Genomic DNA, 22,083 nt, shown 5'->3' with positions numbered 1-22,083 from the left:
GCGAGCGCGGGACGACGCTCCATGGGGGGGCGCCCGGTGCGCGCCGTGCTGTTTTTCGGGGTTGGCATGGAGGACGAGGCTCCGGGCCGGGTGCGAGCGGCCGTGAGAGCTCTCGCGCTAGGCTTCACGGGTCTCGAAGGCCCGTGAGCGCATCGGGCCCCCAGCCGAGGAGTAGGTGACACGCATGAGCCGTCAGGGTTCCGCAGCCGTGAATCAGCAGACCCGTCCATTGCCACCGAAGGTGGAGGGCTTTCCGCTCATCGGAGCCCTGCCCGGCCTCTTGAAGGATCGCTTCGATTTCCTGGAGGCGGCCCGGCGCAAGCACGGTGACATGTACACCCTGGACCTGGGCTTCTCGCGGGCCATCATCCTGACGCACCCGCGGCACGTGCAGCACGTGATGGTGGACCATCAGAAGAACTATTCGAAGAACGGCCCCATGTGGGACTCGATGCGGACGTTCCTGGGCAACGGGCTGCCGGTGAGCGAGGGGGAGTATTGGAAGCGGCAGCGGCGCCTGGTGCAGCCCGCGTTCCACCACCAGCGGCTGATGGCGCTGACGGACAGCATGGTGGAGGTCATCGACGAGCACCTGAGGAGATGGGAGGGGGCGGCGCGGACGGGGGAGCCGTTCGATATCGCCCAGGCGTTCGCCGGCATCACCATGGATGTGCTCGTCCGCACCATGTTCGGCAGCGGGTTGGCGGACGAGGACTTGAAGCGGGCGGCCCGGGAGGTGACGTACATCATCGACTACATGCTGTTCGGGATGATGACGCACAACCTGCCGGAGTGGGCGCCCGTGCCGGGCCGGGCGCGCTACCGGGAGGCGATCCGCACCGTCGAGGAGATCCTCTTCCGCGTCATCGACCAGGGCCGCAAGGGAGGGGCGGAGGACAACCTGCTCACGCTGATGCTGAACATGGTGGACGCCGAGTCGGGCGAGCGGATGACGGATGCACAGATTCGAGACGAGGCCGTGGGGTTCTTCGTCGCCGGGTTCGAGACCACCTCGGTGAGCCTGGCCTGGGCCTTCCACCTGCTGACGCAGCATCCGGAGGCCGCCCGGCGGTTGCGGGAGGAGGTGGATGGAGTGCTCGGCCAGCGCGCGCCCGTGTTCGCGGACCTGCGGCAGCTCCTGTACTCGCGCAACGTGTTCCAGGAGGCGCTCCGGCTGTACTCGCCCTCGTACTGGATTGCGCGCCAGACGGTGGAGGAGGACGAGCTCGATGGCTTCCGGATTCCGGCGGGGAGCACGATGGGGGTCTTCTCGTACCTGGTGCACCGCAACCCGGCGATCTGGGAGGAGCCGCTGCGCTTCGATCCGGACCGCTTCACGCCGGAGCGCTCCGAGGGACGGCACAAGCAGGCGTGGCTGCCGTTCGGGGCTGGAACGCGGACGTGCATCGGCAAGGAGTTCTCCCTGATGGAGGGGCAGCTCATCCTGTCGCGAGTCGCCCAGCGCTTCGAGGTGTCGGCCATCCCGGGACGCGAGGCGAAGCTGCACATCGGCCTCAGCATGCGCGCGAAGGATGGCGTGTGGCTGCGCCTGAAGGCGCGGTAGGGGATTCAGCCCCGGGTCCTACGGGAGGAGCGTGAGGGCGGTACCTCCACCACGGCGTCTCCGGCGATGGCGAAGAGGCGCTCGCCGGAGCGTGGGCGGATGTCCATGCCACCGGTGAAGGCGCTGAAGGCGGGCAGGACGCCCACCTCGGTGCCCAGGTGGAAGCAGGGCAGGCGGAGCCGGTCCGCGCCGGTGGAGAGCCGCACGGTGGGGTGGAGATGGCCCGCCCAGACGTAGCGCCCCCTGGCGGGCTCGGGGTGGTGGGAGAAGCGGAAGGGGCCCTCGTCGAGGTGGGGCTCCACCAGGGCCATCCGCCACGAGGCGGGCAGCGAGTCCAGGTGCCGGTCGTGGTTGCCGCGCACCAGCACCATTTCCACGTCATGGCCGGAGCGCCAGGCGGCCACGCGCTCAATCACTTCGGGGGTGAGGCCCCGGCGCGAGTGGACGAGGTCCCCCACCAGGAGCAGCCTGCGGGCACGGGTGGCGCGCAGCGCGGCGGAGAGGCGGGCGAGGTCGTCCTCCAGCACCTCGGGGGGCAGGGGGATGCCGTGCTGGTGGAAGCTCTCCGGCTTGCCCCAGTGCAGGTCCGCCACCGCGAGCACGCCGCCCTCGGGCCAATGGAGGGCGCGCTCGGGGCACAGGTCCACGTCGGTGCCGCTTATGCGGACAGTGATTCCTCGCGCAGCCATTTCTCCTTCATGCGCTCCACCCGGTCCACGAGGGACTCGTTGGAGAGGGTGGCGCCGATGCGCTCGACGACGAGCGGGAAGCCCAGCGGGGTGGGACGTGGAACGTGGACGAGCTCCAGGGGCGAGCGCTCCAGACGCTCCAGGGTGCTCACCAACCGCACCTGCTGGAAGTGTTGCTCCAGCACCTCGCGCCGGGCCTGGGCGAGCAGCAGGTGGTCCGGCTCGTAGCGGGCGAAGACGTCATAGAGGAGCCCGGCACTGGCCTGCACCTGGCGGGTGGACTTGCGCGCGCCGGGCAGCCCCGGCATCACCAGCCCGGCCACGCGTGCCACGTCGCGGAACTGGCGGCGGGCGAGCTCGCCGAGGTTGACGCTCTCGAGGATGTCCTCGACCAGGTGCTCGCGGGTGAAGAGGGAGGGACGCAGGGCCTCCTCGAAGGGGAAGGGCGAGGGGGTGAGCAGCTCCAGGCCGTAGTCGTTCACCGCGAGGCTGAAGGTGGCCTTCTGGAGCCGCGTGAGCCGCAGGGCGAGCAGCGCGGCGAGGCCCTCGTGCACCAGACGGCCCTCGAAGGGGTAGAGGAAGAGGTGGTGTCCCTCGCGGGTGTGGCAGAGCTCGGCGAGGCACGCGTCGCGCGAGGGCAGCCGGGACAGGCGGGTCTGGGCCTCGAGCACGGGGCGGGCCGCTTCGAGCTCCGCGAAGTCGAGGTGCCCTTCGCGCGCGGCGTGGAAGGCGCGGCGGACGGCGGCGGCCAGGGAGCCGGAGAGGGGAAGCCGTCCACCGCTCCAGCGAGGCGTGGCGGAGGCGCGCTCCTTGGCGGCGCGCACATAGGCGGTGAGGTCCTTCATCATGCGGAACTCGAGCCGCTTGCCGGCGAAGAGGAAGGTGTCGCCAGGGCGGAGGCGGCCGACATAGGACTCCTCGACGGTGCCCAGACGGGGGCCCTTCAGGTAGCGCAGCTCCACGGTGGCGTCGGAGGCGATGGTGCCGACGTTGAGCCGGTGGAGGCGGGCCACGCGAGCGTCCGCGACGACATACCGGTCCTCGAGGCGCTGGACGCGGCGGAACTGCGGATAGGCGCGGAGGGTGGGACCGCCCTCGGTGACGAGGAGGAGGGTGCGATCGAAGTCCGCCTCGGAGAGGTCGCGGTAGGCGAGGGTGTCACGCACCTCGGTGAGCAGGGCTTCACGGGTGAAACCGCCGCCGAGGGCGCAGGTGACGAGGTGCTGGGCGAGCACATCGAGCGGCTGGTGGAGGGGGGAGCGGGGCTCCACCTCACCCTGGGAGAGGGCCTGGCGGGCGGCGGCCATCTCGACGAGCTCGAGGGCATGGGTGGGGACGAAGAGGAGGTGGGCGGTGGCACCGGGGCGGTGGGCGCCGCGGCCGGCGCGCTGGAGGGTGCGGGCGATGCCCTTGGGGCTGCCCACCTGCACCACGCGCTCCACGGGGCCGAAGTCCACGCCGAGATCCAAGGAGGAGGTGCAGACGACGAGACGCACGCCGCCGTCCTTGAGACCGCGCTCGACGCGCTCGCGGGCCTCGCGGTCGATGGAGCCGTGGTGGAGGGCGAGGACGTGCTCCCACTCGGGGTGGAGGAAGCGGAGCCCCTCGTACCAGCGCTCGGCCTGGGAGCGGGTGTTGGTGAAGAGGAGGGTGGAGAGAGAGGGGTCGAGCCAGTCGGCGACCTTGCGCAACATGGAAAAGCCGAGGTGGCCGGCCCAGGGAAAGGCGTCGACGGAGTCGGGGAGGAGGGTCTCGATGCGGACGGGGCGGGCGAGGTCGGCGCGGATGAAGGTCGGAGAGACGTGAGGACCGACGGCGGCGCGGGCGGCCTCATCGAGGTTGGCGAGGGTGGCGGAGAGGGCCCAGGTGCGCAGACGGGGGGAGAAGCGACGCAGACGGGCGAGGGCGAGCTCGACCTGGGTGCCGCGCTTGGAGCCGAGCAGCTCATGCCACTCGTCGACGATGACGCAGCGGAGGGAGGAGAAGAGCTCGTGAGCGCGCTCGTTGCAAAGGAGGAGGGAGAGGGACTCGGGGGTGGTGATGAGGACTTCGGGGAGGCGCTCGCGCTGACGGCGGCGGACGGAGGATGAAGTATCTCCGGTGCGGCTCTCGACGGAGATATCGGCATCGAGGGCGGACAGAGGAGCGTTCAGAGCGAGTTCGATGTCACGGGAAACAGCGCGAAGGGGGGTGACATAGAGGATCTGCAATCCCTTCTGACGATGGAGGGCGACATCGGCGAGAGGGCCGATATAGGCGGCATAGGTCTTACCGGCGCCGGTGGGGACATGGATGAGGCCGCTCTGGCCACGCGAGTAAGAGTCCCAAGCCTGCGATTGAAAAGGAAAAGGCTCCCACCCCTGTCCGTGGAACCAAGAGAGCAAAGCCTCACCCTCTCCCTTCGGGAGAGGGGACGGGGGTGAGGGTATCTGGAGAACCCGGGTTGAACCCTCTCCCTCTGGGAGAGGGACGGGGTGAGGGTCTACGAGGGAGCCCGTGAGGCTGCTTCGAGACCTGGAGCGCCTACGCGGGGGCATGGAGCAACTCCTTCAACCGCTCGAGGGAATCCGCGTCACGAGGAGCCTTGTCCGAGCGCCACCGGGCGATGCGAGGAAACCGCAGGGCAATACCCGACTTGTGCCGTGGAGAAGCGGCAATACCCTCGAAGTGCAATTCAAACACCTGAACGGGGTCGACGGAGCGGACGGGTCCGAACTTCTCCTTGGTATGAGCGCGGATCCACCTGTCGAGCCTGGCGATCTCCTCATCGGTGAGGCCGGAGTACGCCTTGGCGATGGGCAACAACTCGGAGCCGTTCCAGACGGCGAACGTGTAATCCGTATAAAGGGAGGCCCTGCGACCGTGGCCGGGGTGGGCATAGAGGAGGATGGCATCGACGGTGAAGGGGTCGATCTTCCACTTCCACCAATCCCCGCGCTTACGCCCATGTTGATAAGGGGACTCGAGGCGCTTGAGCATGAAGCCCTCGACGTTGCGGGAGCGGGACTCCTGGCGGACGTTGGCGAGAGCCTCCCAGGAGGGCGAATCAATCACCGGTGAAACGGGGAACAGGGGCCGGTCGCGGAGCAGGGCCTCCAGGCGAGCGCGGCGCTCGCGAAGAGGAAGCGCGCGGAGGTCCTGTCCATCCTGCTCGAGCAGGTCATAGGCCATGAAGGCGGCGGGGGCCTCGGCGAGCACCTTGGAGGTCAACTTCTGCCGACCGATGCGGCGCTGAAGCAGGCTGAAGGGGAGCGGTTGCCCATCCGCGTAGGCGAGCACCTCGCCATCGAGGACGGTGCCATCGGGGAGGCTGGAGGCGGCGTCGGCGATTTCCGGGAAGCGCTCGGTGATGAGCTCCTCGCCGCGGCTCCACAGAAAGACACCGCCCTGGCGGCGGATGAGCTGCCCGCGGATGCCATCCCACTTCCATTCGACGAGCCAACCCAGACGGTCACCGAGCAGCTCCACGGGCTGTTCGAGGGGGCTGGCGAGGTAGAACGGATAGGGTCGGGAGCGGTCGCCATCGGAGACATCGGGGGCGATGAGCTGCTCGAAGAAGGAGCGAGAAGGAGCCCAGGTGCCCATGAGGCGGTGGGACACGGCGGCGGGAGGGAGGCCGGCGTGCTGGGCGAGGGCGCGGACCACGAGCGTGTCGGAGACGCCGACGCGGAGCTCGCCGGTGAGCATCTTGTTGAAGAGGAACAGCTCACGGCGTGGGAGCACGTGCCACCAGCCGGTGACGCGCTCGCGCTGTTCGGGGAGGGAGAGGCCGGCGAGGGGCAACAGCCGCTCCTCCAACCAACGGGACAGAGGAAGCTCCTCGGTGGACTGAGGGCGCTCGGTCTGATCGAGCAGGAGGGCGATGACCTCGGCGAGGTCGCCCACGACGGCGTAGGTCTCGTCGAAGAGCCACTCGGGGGTGGAGGTCAGCTCGCGGACCCACTCGCGGAGGGCCTTGGGGGGGACGAGCCGCTTGAGGCGGCGGCCGGTGAGGAAGAACAGACCCCAGGCGGCGTCCTCAGGAGGGGTGTCACGGAAGTAGGCCACGAGTGCATCCACCTTGGCGTTGGTGGAGGTGGTGGCATCGAGGGTGTCATAGAGGTCCGCCAGTCGCCGCACGTGTCAGTCCTCCGTCTCGCCCTCGAAGGGGGTGGAGAGGGGGGCCGCGTCGAGGCCCTCGTGTTCACGCAGGTAGCGCGCGAGGGTGTCGCTGGAGCCATGGGTGACGAGGACACGAGAGGCGCCCGTCTCCTTCGCGGTGCGCAACAGACCCGGCCAATCCGCGTGGTCGGAGAGGACGAAACCGCGGTCATAACCCCGGCGGCGCCGGTTGCCGCGCACGCGCATCCATCCCGAGGCGAAGCCCGTCTCGTGCTCGCCGAAGCGGCGCATCCAGGTGGAGCCGGCGGCGCTGGGCGGGGCGAGGATGAGGGCACCGGCGTAGGAGGTGCCCTTCTCCAGCTCGGAGACGGGGCGGGTGGGGAGCATGCGCACGCCGGCCTCGCGGTAGCACTCCACCAGCGCGTGAGTGGCGCCGTGGACCAGCGCCTCGCGGTCCGTGAGACGAGCCAATTCAGCGAGGAGCCGCTGCGCCTTGCCCAGGGCGTAGCAGAAGAGCACCGAGGCGCGGCCGGCCTCGCGGTTGCCGTCCCACCAGCGCAGGACCTCCTCGGCGACGAGCCGGGTGTCGTCCCAGCGGTAGATGGGCAAGCCGAAGGTGGCCTCGGTGATGAAGGTGTCGCAGCGGACGGGCTCGAAGGGAGCGCACGTCGGGTCCGGGTCACGCTTGTAGTCGCCGGAGACCACCCAGACCTCTCCGCGGTGCTCGATGCGGATCTGCGCGCTGCCCAGCACGTGGCCGGCGGGATGGAAGCTGACCGTCACCTCGCCGAGGGACAGCCGCTCGCCGTAGTCGAGCGTGGAGATGTCCGAGTCCGCGCCGAGCCGCTTGCGCAGCAGACCCAGGGAGGGGAGCGCGCCGAGGTAGCGCTGGCTGCCGCCCCGGGCGTGGTCCCCATGGGCATGGGTGATGAGGGCGCGAGCCACGGGCCGCCAGGGGTCGATGTGGAAACCTCCCGGTGGGCAGAACAGCCCATCGGGAGTCACCGTCACGAGTGGCGGCCTGTCGAGGGAGGGGGAGACGTTCATCCGGCCTCTCCTGGATAACCGTCACACGGAGGCGCGGCGACGGGGCGGACCTTCACGCGAGGGCCCGCCCGCTCGCACGCTGGGGAGACGGGAGTCACTCGTCCTTGGGCTCACCCCGCCCACCGTGTTTGTCGTACTCGTCGGACAGGCCCCTCTCGAGCGAGGAGTCCTTCCAGGGCAGACCGACCTCGGAGCGCTGACCTCCATTCTGGCCGGTCACGTCGTTGAGCCTCTCGGCGCGACCCTCGGCGGGAACCCTGTCACCGTCCTCCTCGGGGTCCTTCTGCTTCTCCGGATCCACCGGGATGCCCATCGGCCGGTTGAGCCATTCCTTCTTGTCCATGATGTCGCTCCATCCGTGAGGACCTGAGTCACGCGCTCCGGGGACGGACACGCGTCGTCCCCTCATCGTGTGCATCGCGGACGCCCGGATGAGGCTGTACCGCCTTGCGCTCCGTGGGGCGGATGGAGGGCGAGCAGCCGGGCCTACTGGGGCCGCGGCTCGTCCTTCCAGAGCGCGAACCCGCCGAGCAACCCGGCGATGTTCTCGGTGACCGTCACGTTCTTCGGCAGCGGGAAGTCGATGAGCTTGGCGTTGCCGCCGCCCAGGTAGATGCGCCGCGGATTCCAGATGGGTTGGATCTGCTCCAGCACCCGCTGCACGTGCTTGTTCCATTTCTTCGCGCCGACCCGCTTCAGCGCGGCGTCGCCCACGTACTCCTCATAGGTCTTCCCGTGTCGGAACGGGTGGTGGGCGAGCTCCAGATTGGGCACGTACTTGCCATCGACGTACAGCGCGCAGCCCATGCCGGTGCCGAGGGTGAGGACCATCTCCACGCCGCGTCCCTCGATGACGCCGAACCCCTGCACGCCGGCGTCGTTGAGCACACGGGTCGGGCGGCCCGTTGCCTTGCTCAGGGCCTGGGCGAGGTCGAAGCCCTGCCAGTCCGTGTGGAGGTTGGGAGCCGTCTTCGTCACGCCCTCCTCCACCACGCCCGGGAATCCCACCGACACGCGGTCGAACGCGCCGAGGGGCTTGATCAACTTCGTCAATGCCCCCATCACCGCCTTGGGCGTAGCGGGCTTGGGGGTCACCACCCGCTGGCGCTCGGTGAGCGGACTTCCATCCGGACCGAGGACGAGCGCCTTGAGGCCCGACCCTCCGATGTCGATGGCCAACGTTCGGAGACCGGACGCGGCGGTCTCTCGGGGCGTCTTCTTGCGCGGGCTCGGGCGAGGAGAAGCTTCGCGGGGCATCCGTACCTCCAGCGGTGGAGCGCCAGTGTAGGGATCGCTGCCCGGACGACAATGGCTCTGGTGGGCAACCGTTCGCCGGGCGGACACAGTGCGGCCGGGCGGTGCCCGCTGGGCTTCAACCGCTCAACGGATGTCCTGCTCGTAGAGCTCGATCGGCAGGTCGTCGGGATCCCGGAAGAAGGTGAAGCGTTGGCCGGTCACCGGATCCACCCGGACTTCTTCGCTCTCGACGCCACGCGCACGCAGCTCCGCGAGTGTCTTCTCGATGTCCTGAACGGCGAAGGCGAGATGGCGCAGGCCGCAGGCCTCCGGACGTGTCGGGCGCGCGGGCGGCGACGGGAACGAGAACAGCTCGAGGTGCTGCGTCGGGCTGATCTCCAGGTCGAGCTTATGGGAGGCGCGGTCGGCCCGATAGACCTCGTGGATGATCCGGAAGCCGAGGACCTCCGAATAGAAATGCTTCGACCGCTCGTAGTCCGAGCAGATGAGGGCGACATGATGCAAGGCTTGGAACAGGGGAGGAGACATGGGACCCGTCCATTCACGGCAGGGTTGCGACCGTATCCGATGCTCCCCGGGGAGTCAGCCCTGGGTATGACAGAGAAGTAAAACCAGTATTCATTGACAATAAAGCACATCGGGTTTTTCATGCTCACCGAGTCCGAGCCCCGTGAGGCGCCGCGAGGCGCTCACACCCCGTCAGGAGACGACGCCATGAAGAACCTTCGCATGGGCATGCTGGCCGTGTTCGCGCTGTTCCCCGCCATCGCCTGGAGCGGCCAGGTGCACAGCATCTGGTCGACCCAACCGCTGTACGTGTCCGGCCCGTCGACCCCCAACGCCACCGCCGTGTCCGGCAACTGCTCCCTGAGCTGGAACGAGGCCACGGGTCAGGCCTTCGTCAACGCTCGCGCCAAGAACATCTCCGGGGACATCTTCGAGTTCCAGCTCGTCTCCCTGACGGCCAGCGCGGGAATCGACCATCTCGACGGCTACTGGAACGTCACCAAGAACGGAGCCCCGGTGTGCACTCAGTGCCTCGGGACGGCCTACGGGTTGAGCAGCGGCGTTGGCAACTACTTCAAGATCTACGTCGGCAATAACCAGTACCACCTCAGCGCGTACATCTCGAACCGCTTCGACTACTTCTAAGGCGGCCGCCCCGATTGGCAATGGGGAGCCGATTCCTCCTAACCTGCGGGAGTGGCAGAGCGAGACGGCAACCCCATGAACAGACCGAGGCCTCCCCGAGTGGAGCCCTCGGTCTCGTCAACCCAACCCCAGGCTGGAGCGGCCAGCGCGCCGGTGCGCAATGCCGCCGTGCGCTCGGCACAGCGCCCCGTTCCGGCCCGTGAGGGGCGTGATTGGCTGGCCACGGCCTGGGCCAGGCATCCACTCGTGGCGATGGCACGGCACCGGCCGCGCCTCACCTTCTTCCAGGGGCTCCACGGGATGATCCGGGCGGGAATGGCCCTGCCCATCGCCTTCTCCGACCTGTCGCGTGGTGCGGCGAGGGATCCATTCCGCCGAGCCGTGGCCCAGGTGGGCGAGGCCGTGGCCGCGGGCTCCGGCCTGGCCGAGGCGATGCGGCGTCAGCCCCGCTGGTTCGAGCCTCAGACGGTGGAGCTGCTGGGGGCGGCGGAGGCCTCGGGGACGCTCGATACGGCCCTGGCGCGCATTGTCGAGCAGATGCAGGAGGCCCAGCGGATGCGCTGGCGTGCCGTCATGCTCTGCCTCTACCCCGGCTACCTGCTGGCCGCGTTCATCTTCGGCGGCTCCCTCCTGGACACCGCGACCAGCATCATGGCCTCCGGGAAGGCGGACGCGATCGTCTCGACGTTCGTCTCCCACCTCATCCACAATCTCCTCCTGGTGGCGTCCATCGGACTGGGGGCCTTCCTGGCGCCGCTCGTGCTGGCGGCCCCGGCCATCGAGCCGCACTGGGCGCGCCTGCGCATGCGTGTGCCCCTGCTGGGCCGCGTGCACCGGGAGCTCCAGGCCAGCCACTTCAGCCTCGTGCTGGGCGCGGCGCTCGGGGCGGGGTTGGAGGCGGGGCAGAGCCTGCGGATGGCGCTCGACGCCTCCGGGAGCCCGTTGCTGCGTTCCCGTGCCACCCTGGCCATCCATCGCCTCCGCTCCGGCGCCAGCCTGACGGACGTGGTGGAGTGGCTCGACGTGCTCGACGGGGAGTCGCTCCAGCTCGTCGCCACCGCCGAGCGGACGGGCGACCTGGATTCGGTGCTCGCCCTGGTGTCCCGGGAGCACACCGAGGCCAGCATGCGCGCGCTGCGGACGCTGATGTTCGTGGTCATCGGGCTGCTGTCGGTGTTCCTCTTCGTCACGAACATCGGCAAGGTCGTCCAACTCCAGGCGGGCTACCAGAACAAGCTGGGCGAGCTGAACGACGCGCTGGGCGAGTGAGGGAGGGGCCCTTCACAGCTTCATGCGTTTGAAGATGCGCTCGGGGATGCCGCGGATGGCGAACATGATGGGGCCCCAGAAGCCGGGCAGGTACACCTCGTCCTTGCCCGAGTCTGCGGCCCGGACGATGCCGCGAGCCACCTTCTCCGGCGTGGCGAAGAGCGCGTTCTTCTTGATGTCGGCCGTCATCGGCGTGTCCACGAAGCCGGGCTTCACCGTCACCACCGCGACCCCCGAGCGCGCCAGCCGGTTGCGCAGCCCCTGGAGGAACACGCTCAGGGCCCCCTTGGAGGCTCCGTACACGTAGTTGCTCTGCCGGCCCCGGTCTCCCGCCACCGAGGAGATGACCACCAGGGTGCCCGCCTTCTGCGCCTCGAAGCGGTTGGCCAGCGGCGTCAGCAGGGACACGGCGCTCAGGAAGTTCGTCCGCAGCACCTTCTCCGCCTCCGCGTACGAGCGCTGCGCGGCTTCCTGGTTGCCGAGGATGCCATGGGCGAGCAGGGCTCCATCCAGGCCCCCGAGCGCCGTCGCCGCGCGCTCCACCAGCGCCTCGTGCTGGGCGAGGTCATCGAGGTCCAGGGCCTCGGTCTCCACCCGGGTGGCCCCCCGCGTCCGGGCATCCTTCGCCACCGCTTCCAACCGCTCGGCGTTGCGGCCCACCAGGAACAACGACGCGCCCCGGGCGGCCAGCAGCCGCACCGTGGACTGGGCGATGGCGCTCGTGGCGCCGAGGACGAGGACCTTCTTCATCATGGGAGGTGATCTAGCCCGCTCCATTCGCCCGGCGCCAGAAGGACGAGGCGGAGGAGGGGGAACGGAGGCTCCTCCCGGTGACACATCGTCGCGAGTCCGGTGTTCAAGGGAGGCAATGAAAAACAGACATTCCCTCCGACTCCCTCTGCTGTGCGCCTGGAACCTGCTCGTCGCCGCCGTCACTGGCTGTTCGCCGGACACCGTCCCGGATGCGGAGGACATCGCGAGCCCCGTCGATGTCTCGACCACCCGGGAGGCGCTGGTCCAGGTGGATCTGCGGACGTACGGTGCCGTTTGCGACGGTCTCCGCGACGAGCGCGCGGCCTTCCAGAAGGCCTTCACGGCGCTCTCGACCGCGGGGGGCGGGACGCTGCTGATTCCCCCGGGCGACTGCCGGGTGCTGACGACGGCCGGGGTGCCGTGGCTGAACATCCCCTCGAACGTGACGTTGCGCGGTGTCGCGGGGGCCTCGCGGATCTCCATGGACGCCGACACCACGAGCAACGAGGCGTATCGCTCGCTCTTCAGCATCGGCGGGAAGAACGTCACGCTCGAGGACCTGGAACTGGTCCGGACGGCGACGTGCAGCGCCATGCTCATCCGCCTGCCCCCCACGAGCAACTTCACGATGCGGCGGGTGACCGTCGATGGCGGGCTCACCGACGGATCGATCGTGGCGCACGGCCTGATCTTCCTGCCGGGCGCCGCGGACGCGATTCACAGCAACCTCCGCCTCGAGCAGAGCACCATCCGCAACACGACCTATGGCTGGTTCCAGCCCGGTGCTTACAAGACCCGTGTCTCTGGCATCGTCGTCACCCAGAGCACGTTCCAGGGCAACTTCGCCGACGATCTCGAGTTCAACTCGCCCGAAGGCGTGATGACCGACATCGAGGTCTCCCACAGCACCTTCCGGGACAACCGGAGCACCGTGAACCACGCGGGCTTTGGTATCGGGCTCGCGAACGTGCAGCGCGCGAATCTCCTGAACAACACGTTCGAGGGGTACCGCTTCGAGCCAATCCATATCGAGGACAGGAGCCGTGAGATCACCGTGGCTGGCAACACGTTCGCGCGCAGCTACACGGAATCGACCTCGTGGAGCAGCCATGTCTTCATCATCAACGACTCACACGACATCACCGTTCGTGGCAATGTCTTCGACATGGGCGCCAACACCCATCCAATCCATGCCATCTTCGCGGGGCACGGCGGCAGCGGCATCAACCCGAGCAACATCCTGATCGAACAGAACACGTTCGTACCCGGTACGTATGGGAAGAAGCTCTTCGCCATGGGCGTGGATGGCGTCGTGATGCGAGACAACCGGGTGTATGTGAGCGACCTGCCTTGGGTGTCGCAGAAGAATGGCGTGGGCCCCGCTCAGCGGGACCGGAGCAACGGCGAGCAGGGCTCGACGGACGGACGCACCCTCACTCTGGCGGGGGTGACGTACGCCAAGGGCGTGGGCGTCCACGCCGCCTCGGAGCTCGTCATCGACCTGGTGGGGGGCGGGTACTCCCGCTTCAAGTCCGACATCGGCGTGGATGACGAGACGGCCAGCGCGGGCTCCGTGGTCTTCTCCGTCTACGCGGACGGAGAGCTGCTGTTCACGAGCGGCACGATGAAGGGGGCGAGCGCGACGCGGTCCGTGGACGTGAGCGTCGAGGGCAGGCAGCAGCTCCGGCTGGTCGTGGGCGACGCGGGGGATGGCGGCTTCTGTGACCATGCGGACTGGGCGGACGCTCGCCTGGAGTGAGCCTCGTGCCCTGAGCTAGAGCGGTTCGCTCCAGCTCCTCCGCTCGGGTCATGAAGCGAGCGACACCCCCAGATGCTCCCTCAGTCGCCGCAGGTCTCGCGCGGGCGGCGCCCCGAACATGCGGCTGTACTCGCGACTGAACTGCGAAGGGCTCTCATAGCCCACGCGGAAACCCGCGGTCGCCGCGTCCACGTCCTCGCTGAGCAGGAGGCGGCGGGCCTCCTGGAGCCGCAACCGCTTCTGATACTGCAGCGGGCTCATCGCCGTGACGGCCTTGAAGTGGTGATGCAGCGAGGACGTGCTCATGTGCACCTGACGCGCCACGTCTTCGATCCGCAGCGGCTCGGCGAAGTGCTCCTTGAGCCAGCTGATGACCCTGGAGACGCGCTGCGCCTGGCTGTCGGTCGTGGCGATCTGGTGCAGGTGCCAGCCGTGTTCGCTCTTGAGCAGGCGGTAGAGGATCTCTCGCACGGCGAGCGGCGCGAGCGCGGGGATGTCCTCGGGCGTTTGCAGCAAGCGCACCAGCCGCAGCACCGCCTCCAGCAGCACCGGGGAGATCTGCCCGAGGAACATGCCCCGGGAGGAGCTCCGCTGGGGTGAAGCGGGCCGGCCCGCCTGGAGGACCAGGTCGGCGAGCTCGGCCGGGTCGATGTCGAGACGAAAGCAGAGATAGGGAGCCCGGGGCGTGGCTTGCACCACCTGGGCCGTGATGGGAAGGTCCACCGAGGCCACGAGGTAGCGGGAGGCGTCATACAGGTACACCTCCTCGCCTAGCATCACCCGCTTGCTGCCCTGGGCGATGACGCACACCGCGGGTTGGTGAACGGCATGGAGCGGCTCCTCACCGGGCCGCGAAGCGCGAATGAGGGACAGGCGCTCGATCGCCGTCGGGTGCACTCCATCCCGAGGAGCGAATCGTTCGATCGACGCGGCCAGCTCGGCCAGAAGCTGCGGGGTCGTTGCCATGGGCTCCAGCTTAACTCCGGCCAGCCGGGCGCGCCCTGACGTCTTCGCGGGGGCTTGCAGGATCAGGCAAGAACTGGCGGGTAATGGTCTACCGGCCTCATCCACCCCGGTCTTAGTTTTCGCTCAGTTCCACGGCCCACCCGCCGCGGGGCTTCTGAGACAACCCATCACGGAGATTACAAATGTCTGGAATTCAAGGGAAGGTCGTTGCCATCACCGGGGCGAGCAGCGGTATTGGCGAGGCGACTGCTCGGCTGCTGGCCAGACGCGGCGCTCATGTGGTGCTGGGCGCCAGGCGCACCGACAGGCTCGAGACGCTCACCAAGGCCATCGTCGCCGAGGGCGGCTCGGCCCGGTACCGGCAGCTCGATGTGACCCGCCGAGAGGACATGGACGCGTTCGTCGGCTTCGCGCGTGACACGTTCGACCGCGTGGATGTGCTCATCAACAACGCGGGGGTCATGCCGCTGTCCATGCTGGAGGCCTTGAAGGTCGACGAATGGAACCGGATGATCGACGTGAACATCCGGGGCGTCCTGCATGGCATCGCCGCCGGTCTGCCGCTGATGAAGAAGCAGGGGGGCGGACAGTTCATCAACCTCTCGTCCATCGGAGGCCACTCGGTCGTTCCCACGGCGGCGGTGTACTGCGCGACCAAGTTCGCCGTCATGGCCATCTCCGAGGGGCTTCGTCAGGAGGCGGGTGACAACATCCGGGTGACGGTGATCTCCCCGGGGGTCACCGAGTCGGAGCTCGCCGAGAGCATCTCGGATCCCGCGGCGCGGGAGGGCATGAAGGCGTTCCGCCGGATCGCGATTCCGGCCGACGCCGTGGCCAAGGCCATCCTGTTCTCGATCGAGCAGCCCGCGGACGTCGACGTCAGCGAGATCATCGTGCGGCCGACCGCCAGCAAGCACTGACGAATTGAATAAAGCGCCTGGCCGCGCGTCATGGCGGCCATGCGCATGTCCCGACTCATCGTCCTCCTGCTGCCGCTGGTGTTCGGCTCCGCCTGTTTCCCCACCCGTTACATCAGCGGGAACAGCTGGCGCTACCTGACCTATGAACAGTCGCACTTCACCAGCGCCCAGGCTCCCGACGAGCTGGCCCTCCGCGTCATCGAGCTCCTCACCCGGCGCGGCTTTCCGCTGGTGAACCGGAGGGAGACGGCTCCCGGCAAGCTCGTCTACCAGTTCAAGGGCTTCCGCGAGACGGTGGCCCAGCTGAGCACCTCCTCGAAGCGCAATTCCTCCGAGGTGGACTCCACGAGCATCGGCTCCGTCTTCTACGCGGAGATCGAACCCCTGGGAACCGGCTCCTCCCTCGTGCTCTCCGGATGGTCCTCGCGGGATGGATTGGAGACGTGCACGAAGGCGGATCCGACGCCACTCGGCTGTGACTTCGCGCTGGGCGTCGCCTGGGCGGACTCCCGGCCGTTGAATGGCCGTGAGGAGGCCGAGCTCATCCGCGGCATGCTCATCGAGCTGGGCATGACGGAGAAGTCGAGCATGGCGGCGCGCTGAGCCGGGACGCGCCGAGCCAGGGGGCTCAGGTGCCCGAGGGGAGCGCGAAGAACGGCAGCTCGCCGAGGAAGTCCCCCTTGCCCACGTCGACGCCGTTGTGGCGCAGGATGGAGTAGGCGGTCGCGGCGTGGAAGTAGAAGTTCGGCAGGGCGAAGGCGACCAGGTAATCGCTCCCCTTGATGCCCTGGCCCGGCAGGAAGGGCAGGGTGATGGTCCGCTCGGCGGCGCCCTGGAACTGCTCCGGCGTGAGCGTCTTCAGGAAGGCGATCGTCTTGTCGATGCGCGCCCGCAGCTCGTCGACCGTCTTCTCGGTGTCCTCGAAGGCCGGGGCCTGGACGCCCGCGAGGCGCGCGACGGTGCCCTTGGCGTTGTCGGTGATGACCTGGACCTGCCGCGTGAAGTGGAACTGGTCGGGCGCCAGGCGCGCGGTCAGCAGCACGTTGACGTCGAACTTCTTCTGCTCGGCGTACTTCTGCGCCTTGTCGAGCCACTGGTGCACCTGGCCCAGGGTCCGGATGAGTTGAGGAACGGTGAAGTGATAGAAGTTCATGTTTGTCTCCTTGGGGTGGGGGCGGACACTAACATTGCCGAGAAAGTAGGACGAAGCCTTCCGCTGAATCACCGGACCAGGCTGTAGTTGGCGGGGACCCACTCATAACCCTTGCCCTCGGCGCGCACGTGGCCGATGCCCGGGAACGAGACGTGGGCGATGCCCACCCAATAGCCTTGCTTCGCGGCATCGGCGTAGGCCTTCTTGCGTTGGGCCGCCGCCGCCTTGGAGTCGACGTCGAACTGGATGGTCACCGACGGCTCGGGGAACTGCACCGCGGCGACATGCATCATGTCACCCCACAGCACGAGCTTCTGCCCCTTGCTCTCCACGGCGTAGAAGCTGTGTCCGGGAGTATGGCCCCGGGACGCGATGGCCCGGATGCCGGGCTCCAGCTCGGTGTCGCCATCGAAGGTCTGGAGCTTGCCCGCTTCGACATACGGGTTGAGCGAGGCCATTGCCTGCTGGAAATGGCTCTTCTTGTCGGCCGGAGCCTTCTCCAGGTTGGCGGTGCTGAGCCAGTAGTCGGCATCGTGTTTGTCCACGCGCACGACGGCGTTGGGGAAGGCCCGCTTGTCACCCGCCATCAGCCCGCCCGAGTGGTCGATGTGGATGTGGGTGATGAGTACCATGTCGACCTGCTCCGGCTGGTAGCCCGCCGCCCGCAGGTTTTCGAGCAAGTGATTGCCAACGTCCGGGCCGAACAGGTTACCGGCGCCCGTATCCACCAGCACCAGCCGGGAGCCGGTGTTGATCAGATAGGCATTGACCGAGGTCTCGACGGGCTGGTTGACGTACGCGGCGGCCAGCAGCTTCTCGACCTGACCGGGCCGGGTGTTGGTCAACAGTTTGTCCACGGGAAGCGCGACGGTGCCATCGGACAGCGCCGTGACTTCGAAGTCGCCCAGCATCATGCGGTAGAAGCCCGGGGCCTGGGTTCTGACCTGCGGAGCGGCGGCCTGTGCGGCGGGAGGCAGGAGCCCCCCGCTGGTGGTGGCCGTGAGGGCCGCGACGGCGAGGGTGCGCAAGAGGCGGGTGCGAATCTTCATGGGTGGTCTCCAGGTGCCATGGGAACAGCGCGGCGCACTAGATAAGGAGCCACCGGGTCTCGCGCGATCCTTTTTGTGTCCGCCTGCCGCGAACCACGGGGCCCGGGTGTTGGGGCCGTCCCTGGTGGTGAAGTCCACGAGCTCATTGTCTTGGACAGGTTCCTGGGTGAAGCCGTTGTTCACCCATGGTGAAATTTCAACCCTTTGAAGAGTATGGAAATTCATGACTCGGGACGGTGGGGCTCGGGAGGCTGTTATCCTTCCGTGCGGAGGTGATGGGGCGCATGAAACAGACAACTGGAATAGCGCTCGTCACGGGAGCCAACCGTGGACTGGGATTGGAGGCCTGCCGCCAGTTGGGACGTCTCGGCTGGCGTGTGTGGCTGACGGCCCCTGATCTCTCCGAGGGGCAGCGGGCCTGCGACACGCTTCGCTCCGAGGGACTCGACATCCATTTCGAGCCCCTGGATGTTGCTTCCCCGGAGAGTCTCGCCGCGCTCGCGGGACGCCTGGAGCAGCAGGGAGTCCGGCTGTCGGCGCTCATCAACAACGCGGGCGTTGCCATGGAAGGCTTCAACGCCCACGTCGCCGAGTACACGGTGGCGGTGAACTTCCTCGGGCCGCTGCTCGTCACCGAGCGCCTGCTGCCGCTCGTGGAGGAGCATGGGCGCATCGTCATGGTGTCCAGCAGCCTGGCCTGGTTGAACGATTATCCGCCCTCGCTCCGCAAGCGCTTCGATCCGCCCCCGCCGAGGGAGAGGCTGCTGGCGCACCTCCGGGCCTTCGTCGAGGACGTGAGGGCCGGCGTGTATGAGGCCAGGGGTTGGCCGGGCTCGGCCTACCGTGTCTCCAAGCTGGGCCTCAACGCGCTGACGCGTCTGTTGGCCGAGGAGCTGAAGCCCCGCCACCTGCTCGTCAACGCCGTCTGCCCCGGCTGGGTGCGGACCGAGATGGGCGGGCGTCATGCGGCACGCAGCGTCGAGCGGGGCGCGGACATCCTCGTCTGGGCCGCCACGCTCCCGCCCGAGGGTCCCACGGGTGGACTCTTCTTCAACCGCAGGCCCATCCCCTGGTAGGTGGGGAGGGTTCGTTGCTGAATGAGTCATGACGAAGAAAGGCCCCCATGCGGCGATGGCTGATTCCCGGAGTGGCCGCTGCCCTCGTGTTGGTGGCGGCGCTCCTTTGGTTCGTCGGGTCTCGCGGGGAGAGCCGCGCGGAACCCGGCCCGTCCACGGATGCGAGCTCCCAGGGTTCCGCCGGTCCCGCGGCCTCAATGATGTCCGAACTGCTCGCCATGCCCCTTTCGTCTCCACGAGGCTCGCTGGCCATCGAGGGGACGGTGGTGGGTCCCGAGGGCCCGGTGCCTGGAATCGTGGTCATCGCCACCGCGCCTCAGCCGGGCGAGGCGCTCGTGGATCAGCCCTGCCGCTGTGAGGACCATTGTGCGCGGGAGCTGCTGGAGCTGGGGTGTGGCTCGGTGGAAGCGCAGCTCGCGGAGTGGGTGGTCGCGCACGAGGACGATGCGCTTCCGCTCGCGCGCGTCGTCACGGACGCGGCGGGCCGCTTCCGGTTGGAGGGACTGGAAGCCGGCTCCCATACGCTGTGGGCCCAGAGCGAGCGCCATGCCGGCGTGCACCCGGAGGTGGCAGCGGGCGCGCAGGGGGTCGAGCTCCGGGTGGACGAGGGCACGTGGCTCTCCCGCGTGGCGCGCGACGAGGACGGACGGCCCCTGGCGGGCGCGCGCTTCACCGCCCTGCTCCACGCGCCCGGGCGCCTCTTCGAGAAGTCCACCCGGGACGATGGCTTCGCCATCCTCGGCCCGCTGCCTCGGGGTGAGTACACGCTCCTGGTGGAGAAGGAGGGCCTGCTGCCGGCGGTCGTCCGGATGAGCTCGGCGTTCGACGTCGGGCAGGAGGTGACGCTGTACAGGCCCCGGCGCGTCTCCGGCCGGGTGGAGGCCGGAGGCGGGCCGGCCGAGGGTCTCACCGTCCTCCTCACCGGCGAGCACCGCCGGTTGCAAGCCATGACGGACTCACGGGGACTCTTTACCTTCGAGGGGCTTCGCACGGGCTCCTATGAGGTGACGGTCCGCCGGGACGAGCTGCTCGCGGCGCGGCGGGTGACGGTGGAGCCCGGGCTGGATGTGGAGGAGGTGGTGTTGGAGCTCGCGCCCGGCATGGGGCTCGGGCTGAGCGGGCGCGTCACCGACGAGGCGGGCCATCCCATCGCGGGCGCTCGGGTCGATGCCGCTCGGGGCGCCGGGGAGTACGGCTCCTTCGAGTGGCACACCCTCACGGATGCGCAGGGGCGCTACCTGCTCGCGCTGCCCGGGCCGGGGACGTACCGCTTCCTCTTCGACTCCGAGCGTCACCAGCAGTACCGCCTTCCCGCGCGCCCGTACGAGCACTCGGAGGAGCTGGATGTGACGCTGGAGCCCTCCGTGCTGGTGGAGGGCCACACCGTGGACGAGTCAGGCGCGCCCGTGAGCGGAGTGGAGGTGTACCGCGTGGAGCCCGTGGAGGGCTCGGACTTCTTCGACAGGGTGGGCCGCTGGGACACCTCTCGCCGGGACGGCTCGTTCATGCTGGAGGGGCCGGAGCCTGGCACCTGGTACCTCGTGCCCGAGCACAAGGACTTCCTGGATGCTCGGCTGACGCTCCAGGCGCCGGCCCGCGAGGTGAAGGTGGTGTTGCGGCGGGGCGCCTCGGTGGAGGTAGAGGTGGTGGACGAGGCGGAGCGCCCGGTCGTCGACGCGTGGGTGAAGCTGGAGCCCGAGCGGCGCGCGGGGACCGCGTCGGGTCTCCAGGAGCACCAGCGGATGCGTCGGCAGACGAAGCAGGGCGCCACCGGGATGGATGGCCGACGGGTGTTCAGCGGGCTGTTGCCCGGGCGATTCAAGGTGGAGGTGACGGCAAGGCGGGTGCTGTCGCGGCGCGTGGCACACGGGGAGGTGGAGGTGCGTGGCACGGAGCAGGGGCGGGTGCGCCTGCGGCTCACCGAGGGCAAGGGCGGCTTCGCGGGGGTGGTGGTGGATGGGGAGGGCAAGCCGCTGGAGTACGCGATGGTGCGGGCGACGCCGGTAGAGTTCGCGCGGGTGAGGCCGGGCGAGCCGTACCAGGACGAGGGCGGGGAGGGGCTGGACATGGAGGGCACCGGGCCGGACGGGCGCTTCACCTTCTCGCGGCTGCGAGGCGAGGCCTGGGCCGTCACCGCCTACAAGGACGGGTATTTCCTCGACGTGGAGGCGAGCGGAGAGGGACTGGAGATCGCGGCCCCGCGCGAGTGGAACGTCCTGGCGCGAGGGACGGAGGAGGTACGCCTGGTGCTGGCGCGGCTGCCGCACGTGTCCGGGCGGGTGGTGCGCGAGGATGGCACGCCCGTCACGCGCTTCGAGGTGGACAGCCGGAGCATGAGCCACCCGGAGGGCCAGTTCTCGGTGGCCATGCGGGGCACGGGGGAGCAGCGGGTGTGGTTCAAGGCACCGGGGCTGAGCACGACACATCGGGTGGTGCAGGTGCGGCAGGGCGAGGACGTGGCCCTGGGAGACGTGGTGCTGCGGGCGAAGAGGACGGTGCGGGGGCGGGTGGTGGACGCGGTGACGCGGGCGCCGGTGGCGGGAGCCACGGTGGAGGAGGGCTTCGCGTCGAGGCGCGCCTACCGGCGGAGGACGGAGGAGATTCCCCAGGCGCGCACGCGGGGGGACGGGAGCTTCACCTTGACGGTCGGAGGGGAGGGGGTGCTGCCGCTGACGGTGCTCCACTCGTCATACCGGGCGGTGGAGCTGACGGTGGCGGAGGGGCGGGACGAGGTGGTGGTGGAGCTGGAGCCGGGGGCGACGGTGGAGGGGCAGGTGCTCTCGGGGAGCCTTGCGGTGGAGGCGGGCCGGGTCGAGCTGCGCGACGAGCGGGACGCCTCGGTGGGCACGGCGGTCATCTGGCGAGGGCGGTACGTGCTGCGCGCGGTACCGGCGGGCCCGCATGTGCTGCACGTGGAGGGAGCGATGGCCGGGACGCAGGCGGTGGCGTTCCTGCCGAGACGGGTGGAGGTCCCCGCCAGGGGCGCGGTGACGGTGGATCTCCAGTTGGAAGGCTCGGGGACGGCGAGCATCCGGGTGGCGGAGTCGGTCTCCGCGGTGTGGCTCGTTCCGGGCGCGCACGCGCTGCCGGACGAACCGGATGGGCTCTCCTCGCTACGAGGGCGGGGCGTCAGGGCGACATACGAGAACGGGCTGTACCGTGTCCGCGGGCTGCCGCCGGGGCGCTACACGTTGTTGGTGCAGCGCTTCGAGGAGTACTACTCGGAGGCCCACGCCGAGGAGGTGGAGCTGCGGCCCGGTGCTGACCCGACATGGGAGGTGCGCCCCCGCTGGCGCCGCTACGAGGACGGATGAGGCCGCCCCCCCGG

General features: G+C 68.9%; 19 protein-coding genes. 8 read left to right on the top strand and 11 right to left on the bottom strand.

What is annotated here, in order from left to right:
* Positions 1 to 184 precede the first annotated feature (184 nt).
* Positions 185 to 1,564 (top strand): cytochrome P450, encoded by a 1,380-nt coding sequence (locus JRI60_RS42020; RefSeq protein ID WP_204221686.1) that lies wholly within the window; start codon positions 185 to 187, stop codon positions 1,562 to 1,564.
* A gap of 5 nt (positions 1,565 to 1,569) precedes the next feature.
* Here the strand turns inward: JRI60_RS42020 and pdeM are convergent, their stop codons facing one another.
* The 7 genes from pdeM to gloA2 all read right to left on the bottom strand — a co-directional run bounded on the left by pdeM (position 1,570) and on the right by gloA2 (position 9,186).
* Complete coding sequence (gene pdeM, locus JRI60_RS42015) at positions 1,570 to 2,253, bottom strand: ligase-associated DNA damage response endonuclease PdeM (RefSeq protein WP_204221685.1); 684 nt, start codon at positions 2,251 to 2,253, stop codon at positions 1,570 to 1,572.
* Complete coding sequence (locus JRI60_RS42010; RefSeq protein ID WP_204221684.1) at positions 2,223 to 4,790, bottom strand: ligase-associated DNA damage response DEXH box helicase; 2,568 nt, start codon at positions 4,788 to 4,790, stop codon at positions 2,223 to 2,225. The genes pdeM and JRI60_RS42010 overlap by 31 nt, the downstream gene beginning before the upstream one ends.
* Complete coding sequence (locus JRI60_RS42005) at positions 4,777 to 6,372, bottom strand: ATP-dependent DNA ligase (protein WP_204221683.1); 1,596 nt, start codon at positions 6,370 to 6,372, stop codon at positions 4,777 to 4,779. Before JRI60_RS42005 ends, JRI60_RS42010 begins: the two co-directional genes overlap by 14 nt.
* 3 nt (positions 6,373 to 6,375) lie before the next feature.
* The gene (locus JRI60_RS42000; RefSeq protein WP_204221682.1) at positions 6,376 to 7,401 is read right to left on the bottom strand and encodes a ligase-associated DNA damage response exonuclease; all 1,026 of its coding nucleotides are present in this window, start codon (positions 7,399 to 7,401) and stop codon (positions 6,376 to 6,378) included.
* A 94-nt stretch (positions 7,402 to 7,495) separates the two neighbouring features.
* Complete coding sequence (locus tag JRI60_RS41995) at positions 7,496 to 7,744, bottom strand: hypothetical protein (RefSeq protein WP_204221681.1); 249 nt, start codon at positions 7,742 to 7,744, stop codon at positions 7,496 to 7,498.
* Between the two features lie 143 nt (positions 7,745 to 7,887).
* The gene (locus JRI60_RS41990) at positions 7,888 to 8,658 is read right to left on the bottom strand and encodes an ROK family protein (RefSeq protein ID WP_204221680.1); all 771 of its coding nucleotides are present in this window, start codon (positions 8,656 to 8,658) and stop codon (positions 7,888 to 7,890) included.
* A 123-nt stretch (positions 8,659 to 8,781) separates the two neighbouring features.
* Entirely contained in the window at positions 8,782 to 9,186 is a 405-nt protein-coding gene (gene gloA2, locus JRI60_RS41985; RefSeq protein WP_204221679.1) for an SMU1112c/YaeR family gloxylase I-like metalloprotein, read from the bottom strand.
* Between the two features lie 186 nt (positions 9,187 to 9,372).
* Here gloA2 and JRI60_RS41980 point away from each other — a divergent pair, with 186 nt between their 5' ends.
* Together JRI60_RS41980 and JRI60_RS41975 are read left to right on the top strand one after the other, a co-directional pair.
* The gene (locus JRI60_RS41980) at positions 9,373 to 9,810 is read left to right on the top strand and encodes a hypothetical protein (protein ID WP_204221678.1); all 438 of its coding nucleotides are present in this window, start codon (positions 9,373 to 9,375) and stop codon (positions 9,808 to 9,810) included.
* Between the two features lie 168 nt (positions 9,811 to 9,978).
* Complete coding sequence (locus JRI60_RS41975) at positions 9,979 to 11,079, top strand: type II secretion system F family protein (RefSeq protein WP_204221677.1); 1,101 nt, start codon at positions 9,979 to 9,981, stop codon at positions 11,077 to 11,079.
* Positions 11,080 to 11,091: 12 nt separating this feature from the next.
* On the opposite strand, the gene JRI60_RS41970 is transcribed toward JRI60_RS41975, so the two are convergent.
* Positions 11,092 to 11,829 (bottom strand): SDR family oxidoreductase, encoded by a 738-nt coding sequence (locus tag JRI60_RS41970; protein WP_204229324.1) that lies wholly within the window; start codon positions 11,827 to 11,829, stop codon positions 11,092 to 11,094.
* A gap of 118 nt (positions 11,830 to 11,947) precedes the next feature.
* Between JRI60_RS41970 and JRI60_RS41965 the strand changes: the two genes are divergently transcribed.
* Positions 11,948 to 13,591: an NPCBM/NEW2 domain-containing protein gene (locus JRI60_RS41965; protein WP_204221676.1), complete on the top strand. Its 1,644-nt coding sequence runs from the start codon at positions 11,948 to 11,950 to the stop codon at positions 13,589 to 13,591.
* 48 nt (positions 13,592 to 13,639) lie between these two features.
* Here the strand turns inward: JRI60_RS41965 and JRI60_RS41960 are convergent, their stop codons facing one another.
* Positions 13,640 to 14,557, bottom strand: a complete 918-nt coding sequence (locus JRI60_RS41960) for an AraC family transcriptional regulator (protein ID WP_204221675.1) — start codon at positions 14,555 to 14,557, stop codon at positions 13,640 to 13,642.
* Between the two features lie 182 nt (positions 14,558 to 14,739).
* On the opposite strand from JRI60_RS41960, the gene JRI60_RS41955 reads away from it, so the two are divergent.
* A complete protein-coding gene (locus JRI60_RS41955; protein WP_204221674.1) occupies positions 14,740 to 15,477 on the top strand; it encodes an SDR family oxidoreductase in 738 nt (245 codons plus the stop codon).
* Between the two features lie 39 nt (positions 15,478 to 15,516).
* Positions 15,517 to 16,080: a hypothetical protein gene (locus JRI60_RS41950; protein WP_204221673.1), complete on the top strand. Its 564-nt coding sequence runs from the start codon at positions 15,517 to 15,519 to the stop codon at positions 16,078 to 16,080.
* 25 nt (positions 16,081 to 16,105) lie between these two features.
* On the opposite strand, the gene JRI60_RS41945 is transcribed toward JRI60_RS41950, so the two are convergent.
* Together JRI60_RS41945 and JRI60_RS41940 are read right to left on the bottom strand one after the other, a co-directional pair.
* Positions 16,106 to 16,630, bottom strand: a complete 525-nt coding sequence (locus JRI60_RS41945) for a DUF1993 domain-containing protein (protein ID WP_204221672.1) — start codon at positions 16,628 to 16,630, stop codon at positions 16,106 to 16,108.
* A gap of 68 nt (positions 16,631 to 16,698) precedes the next feature.
* Complete coding sequence (locus tag JRI60_RS41940; protein ID WP_204221671.1) at positions 16,699 to 17,679, bottom strand: MBL fold metallo-hydrolase; 981 nt, start codon at positions 17,677 to 17,679, stop codon at positions 16,699 to 16,701.
* A 284-nt stretch (positions 17,680 to 17,963) separates the two neighbouring features.
* Between JRI60_RS41940 and JRI60_RS41935 the strand changes: the two genes are divergently transcribed.
* A complete protein-coding gene (locus tag JRI60_RS41935) occupies positions 17,964 to 18,755 on the top strand; it encodes an SDR family oxidoreductase (RefSeq protein ID WP_204221670.1) in 792 nt (263 codons plus the stop codon).
* A 197-nt stretch (positions 18,756 to 18,952) separates the two neighbouring features.
* Complete coding sequence (locus JRI60_RS54775) at positions 18,953 to 22,069, top strand: carboxypeptidase regulatory-like domain-containing protein (RefSeq protein ID WP_204221669.1); 3,117 nt, start codon at positions 18,953 to 18,955, stop codon at positions 22,067 to 22,069.
* The last annotated feature ends 14 nt before the right edge of the window (positions 22,070 to 22,083 follow it).

The sequence above is a fragment of the Archangium violaceum genome (assembly GCF_016887565.1).
Lineage (GTDB): Bacteria > Myxococcota > Myxococcia > Myxococcales > Myxococcaceae > Archangium > Archangium violaceum_B.
Note: the sequence above shows the minus strand (reverse complement) of the source record. Positions and strands in the feature narration are given on the sequence as shown.

Coding starts and splice junctions, on each gene's coding strand:
- JRI60_RS54775 (WP_204221669.1), top strand. CDS start 18,953: ATGATGTCCGAACTGCTCGCCATGCCCCTTTCGTCTCCACGAGGCTCG.
- JRI60_RS42000 (WP_204221682.1), bottom strand. CDS start 7,401: ATGAACGTCTCCCCCTCCCTCGACAGGCCGCCACTCGTGACGGTGACT.
- JRI60_RS42020 (WP_204221686.1), top strand. CDS start 185: ATGAGCCGTCAGGGTTCCGCAGCCGTGAATCAGCAGACCCGTCCATTG.
- JRI60_RS41980 (WP_204221678.1), top strand. CDS start 9,373: ATGAAGAACCTTCGCATGGGCATGCTGGCCGTGTTCGCGCTGTTCCCC.
- JRI60_RS41990 (WP_204221680.1), bottom strand. CDS start 8,658: ATGCCCCGCGAAGCTTCTCCTCGCCCGAGCCCGCGCAAGAAGACGCCC.
- JRI60_RS42010 (WP_204221684.1), bottom strand. CDS start 4,790: ATGCCCCCGCGTAGGCGCTCCAGGTCTCGAAGCAGCCTCACGGGCTCC.
- JRI60_RS41970 (WP_204229324.1), bottom strand. CDS start 11,829: ATGAAGAAGGTCCTCGTCCTCGGCGCCACGAGCGCCATCGCCCAGTCC.
- JRI60_RS41935 (WP_204221670.1), top strand. CDS start 17,964: ATGAAACAGACAACTGGAATAGCGCTCGTCACGGGAGCCAACCGTGGA.
- JRI60_RS41940 (WP_204221671.1), bottom strand. CDS start 17,679: ATGAAGATTCGCACCCGCCTCTTGCGCACCCTCGCCGTCGCGGCCCTC.
- JRI60_RS41950 (WP_204221673.1), top strand. CDS start 15,517: ATGCGCATGTCCCGACTCATCGTCCTCCTGCTGCCGCTGGTGTTCGGC.
- pdeM (WP_204221685.1), bottom strand. CDS start 2,253: ATGGCTGCGCGAGGAATCACTGTCCGCATAAGCGGCACCGACGTGGAC.
- JRI60_RS41965 (WP_204221676.1), top strand. CDS start 11,948: ATGAAAAACAGACATTCCCTCCGACTCCCTCTGCTGTGCGCCTGGAAC.
- JRI60_RS41960 (WP_204221675.1), bottom strand. CDS start 14,557: ATGGCAACGACCCCGCAGCTTCTGGCCGAGCTGGCCGCGTCGATCGAA.
- JRI60_RS41945 (WP_204221672.1), bottom strand. CDS start 16,630: ATGAACTTCTATCACTTCACCGTTCCTCAACTCATCCGGACCCTGGGC.
- JRI60_RS41995 (WP_204221681.1), bottom strand. CDS start 7,744: ATGGACAAGAAGGAATGGCTCAACCGGCCGATGGGCATCCCGGTGGAT.
- gloA2 (WP_204221679.1), bottom strand. CDS start 9,186: ATGTCTCCTCCCCTGTTCCAAGCCTTGCATCATGTCGCCCTCATCTGC.
- JRI60_RS41955 (WP_204221674.1), top strand. CDS start 14,740: ATGTCTGGAATTCAAGGGAAGGTCGTTGCCATCACCGGGGCGAGCAGC.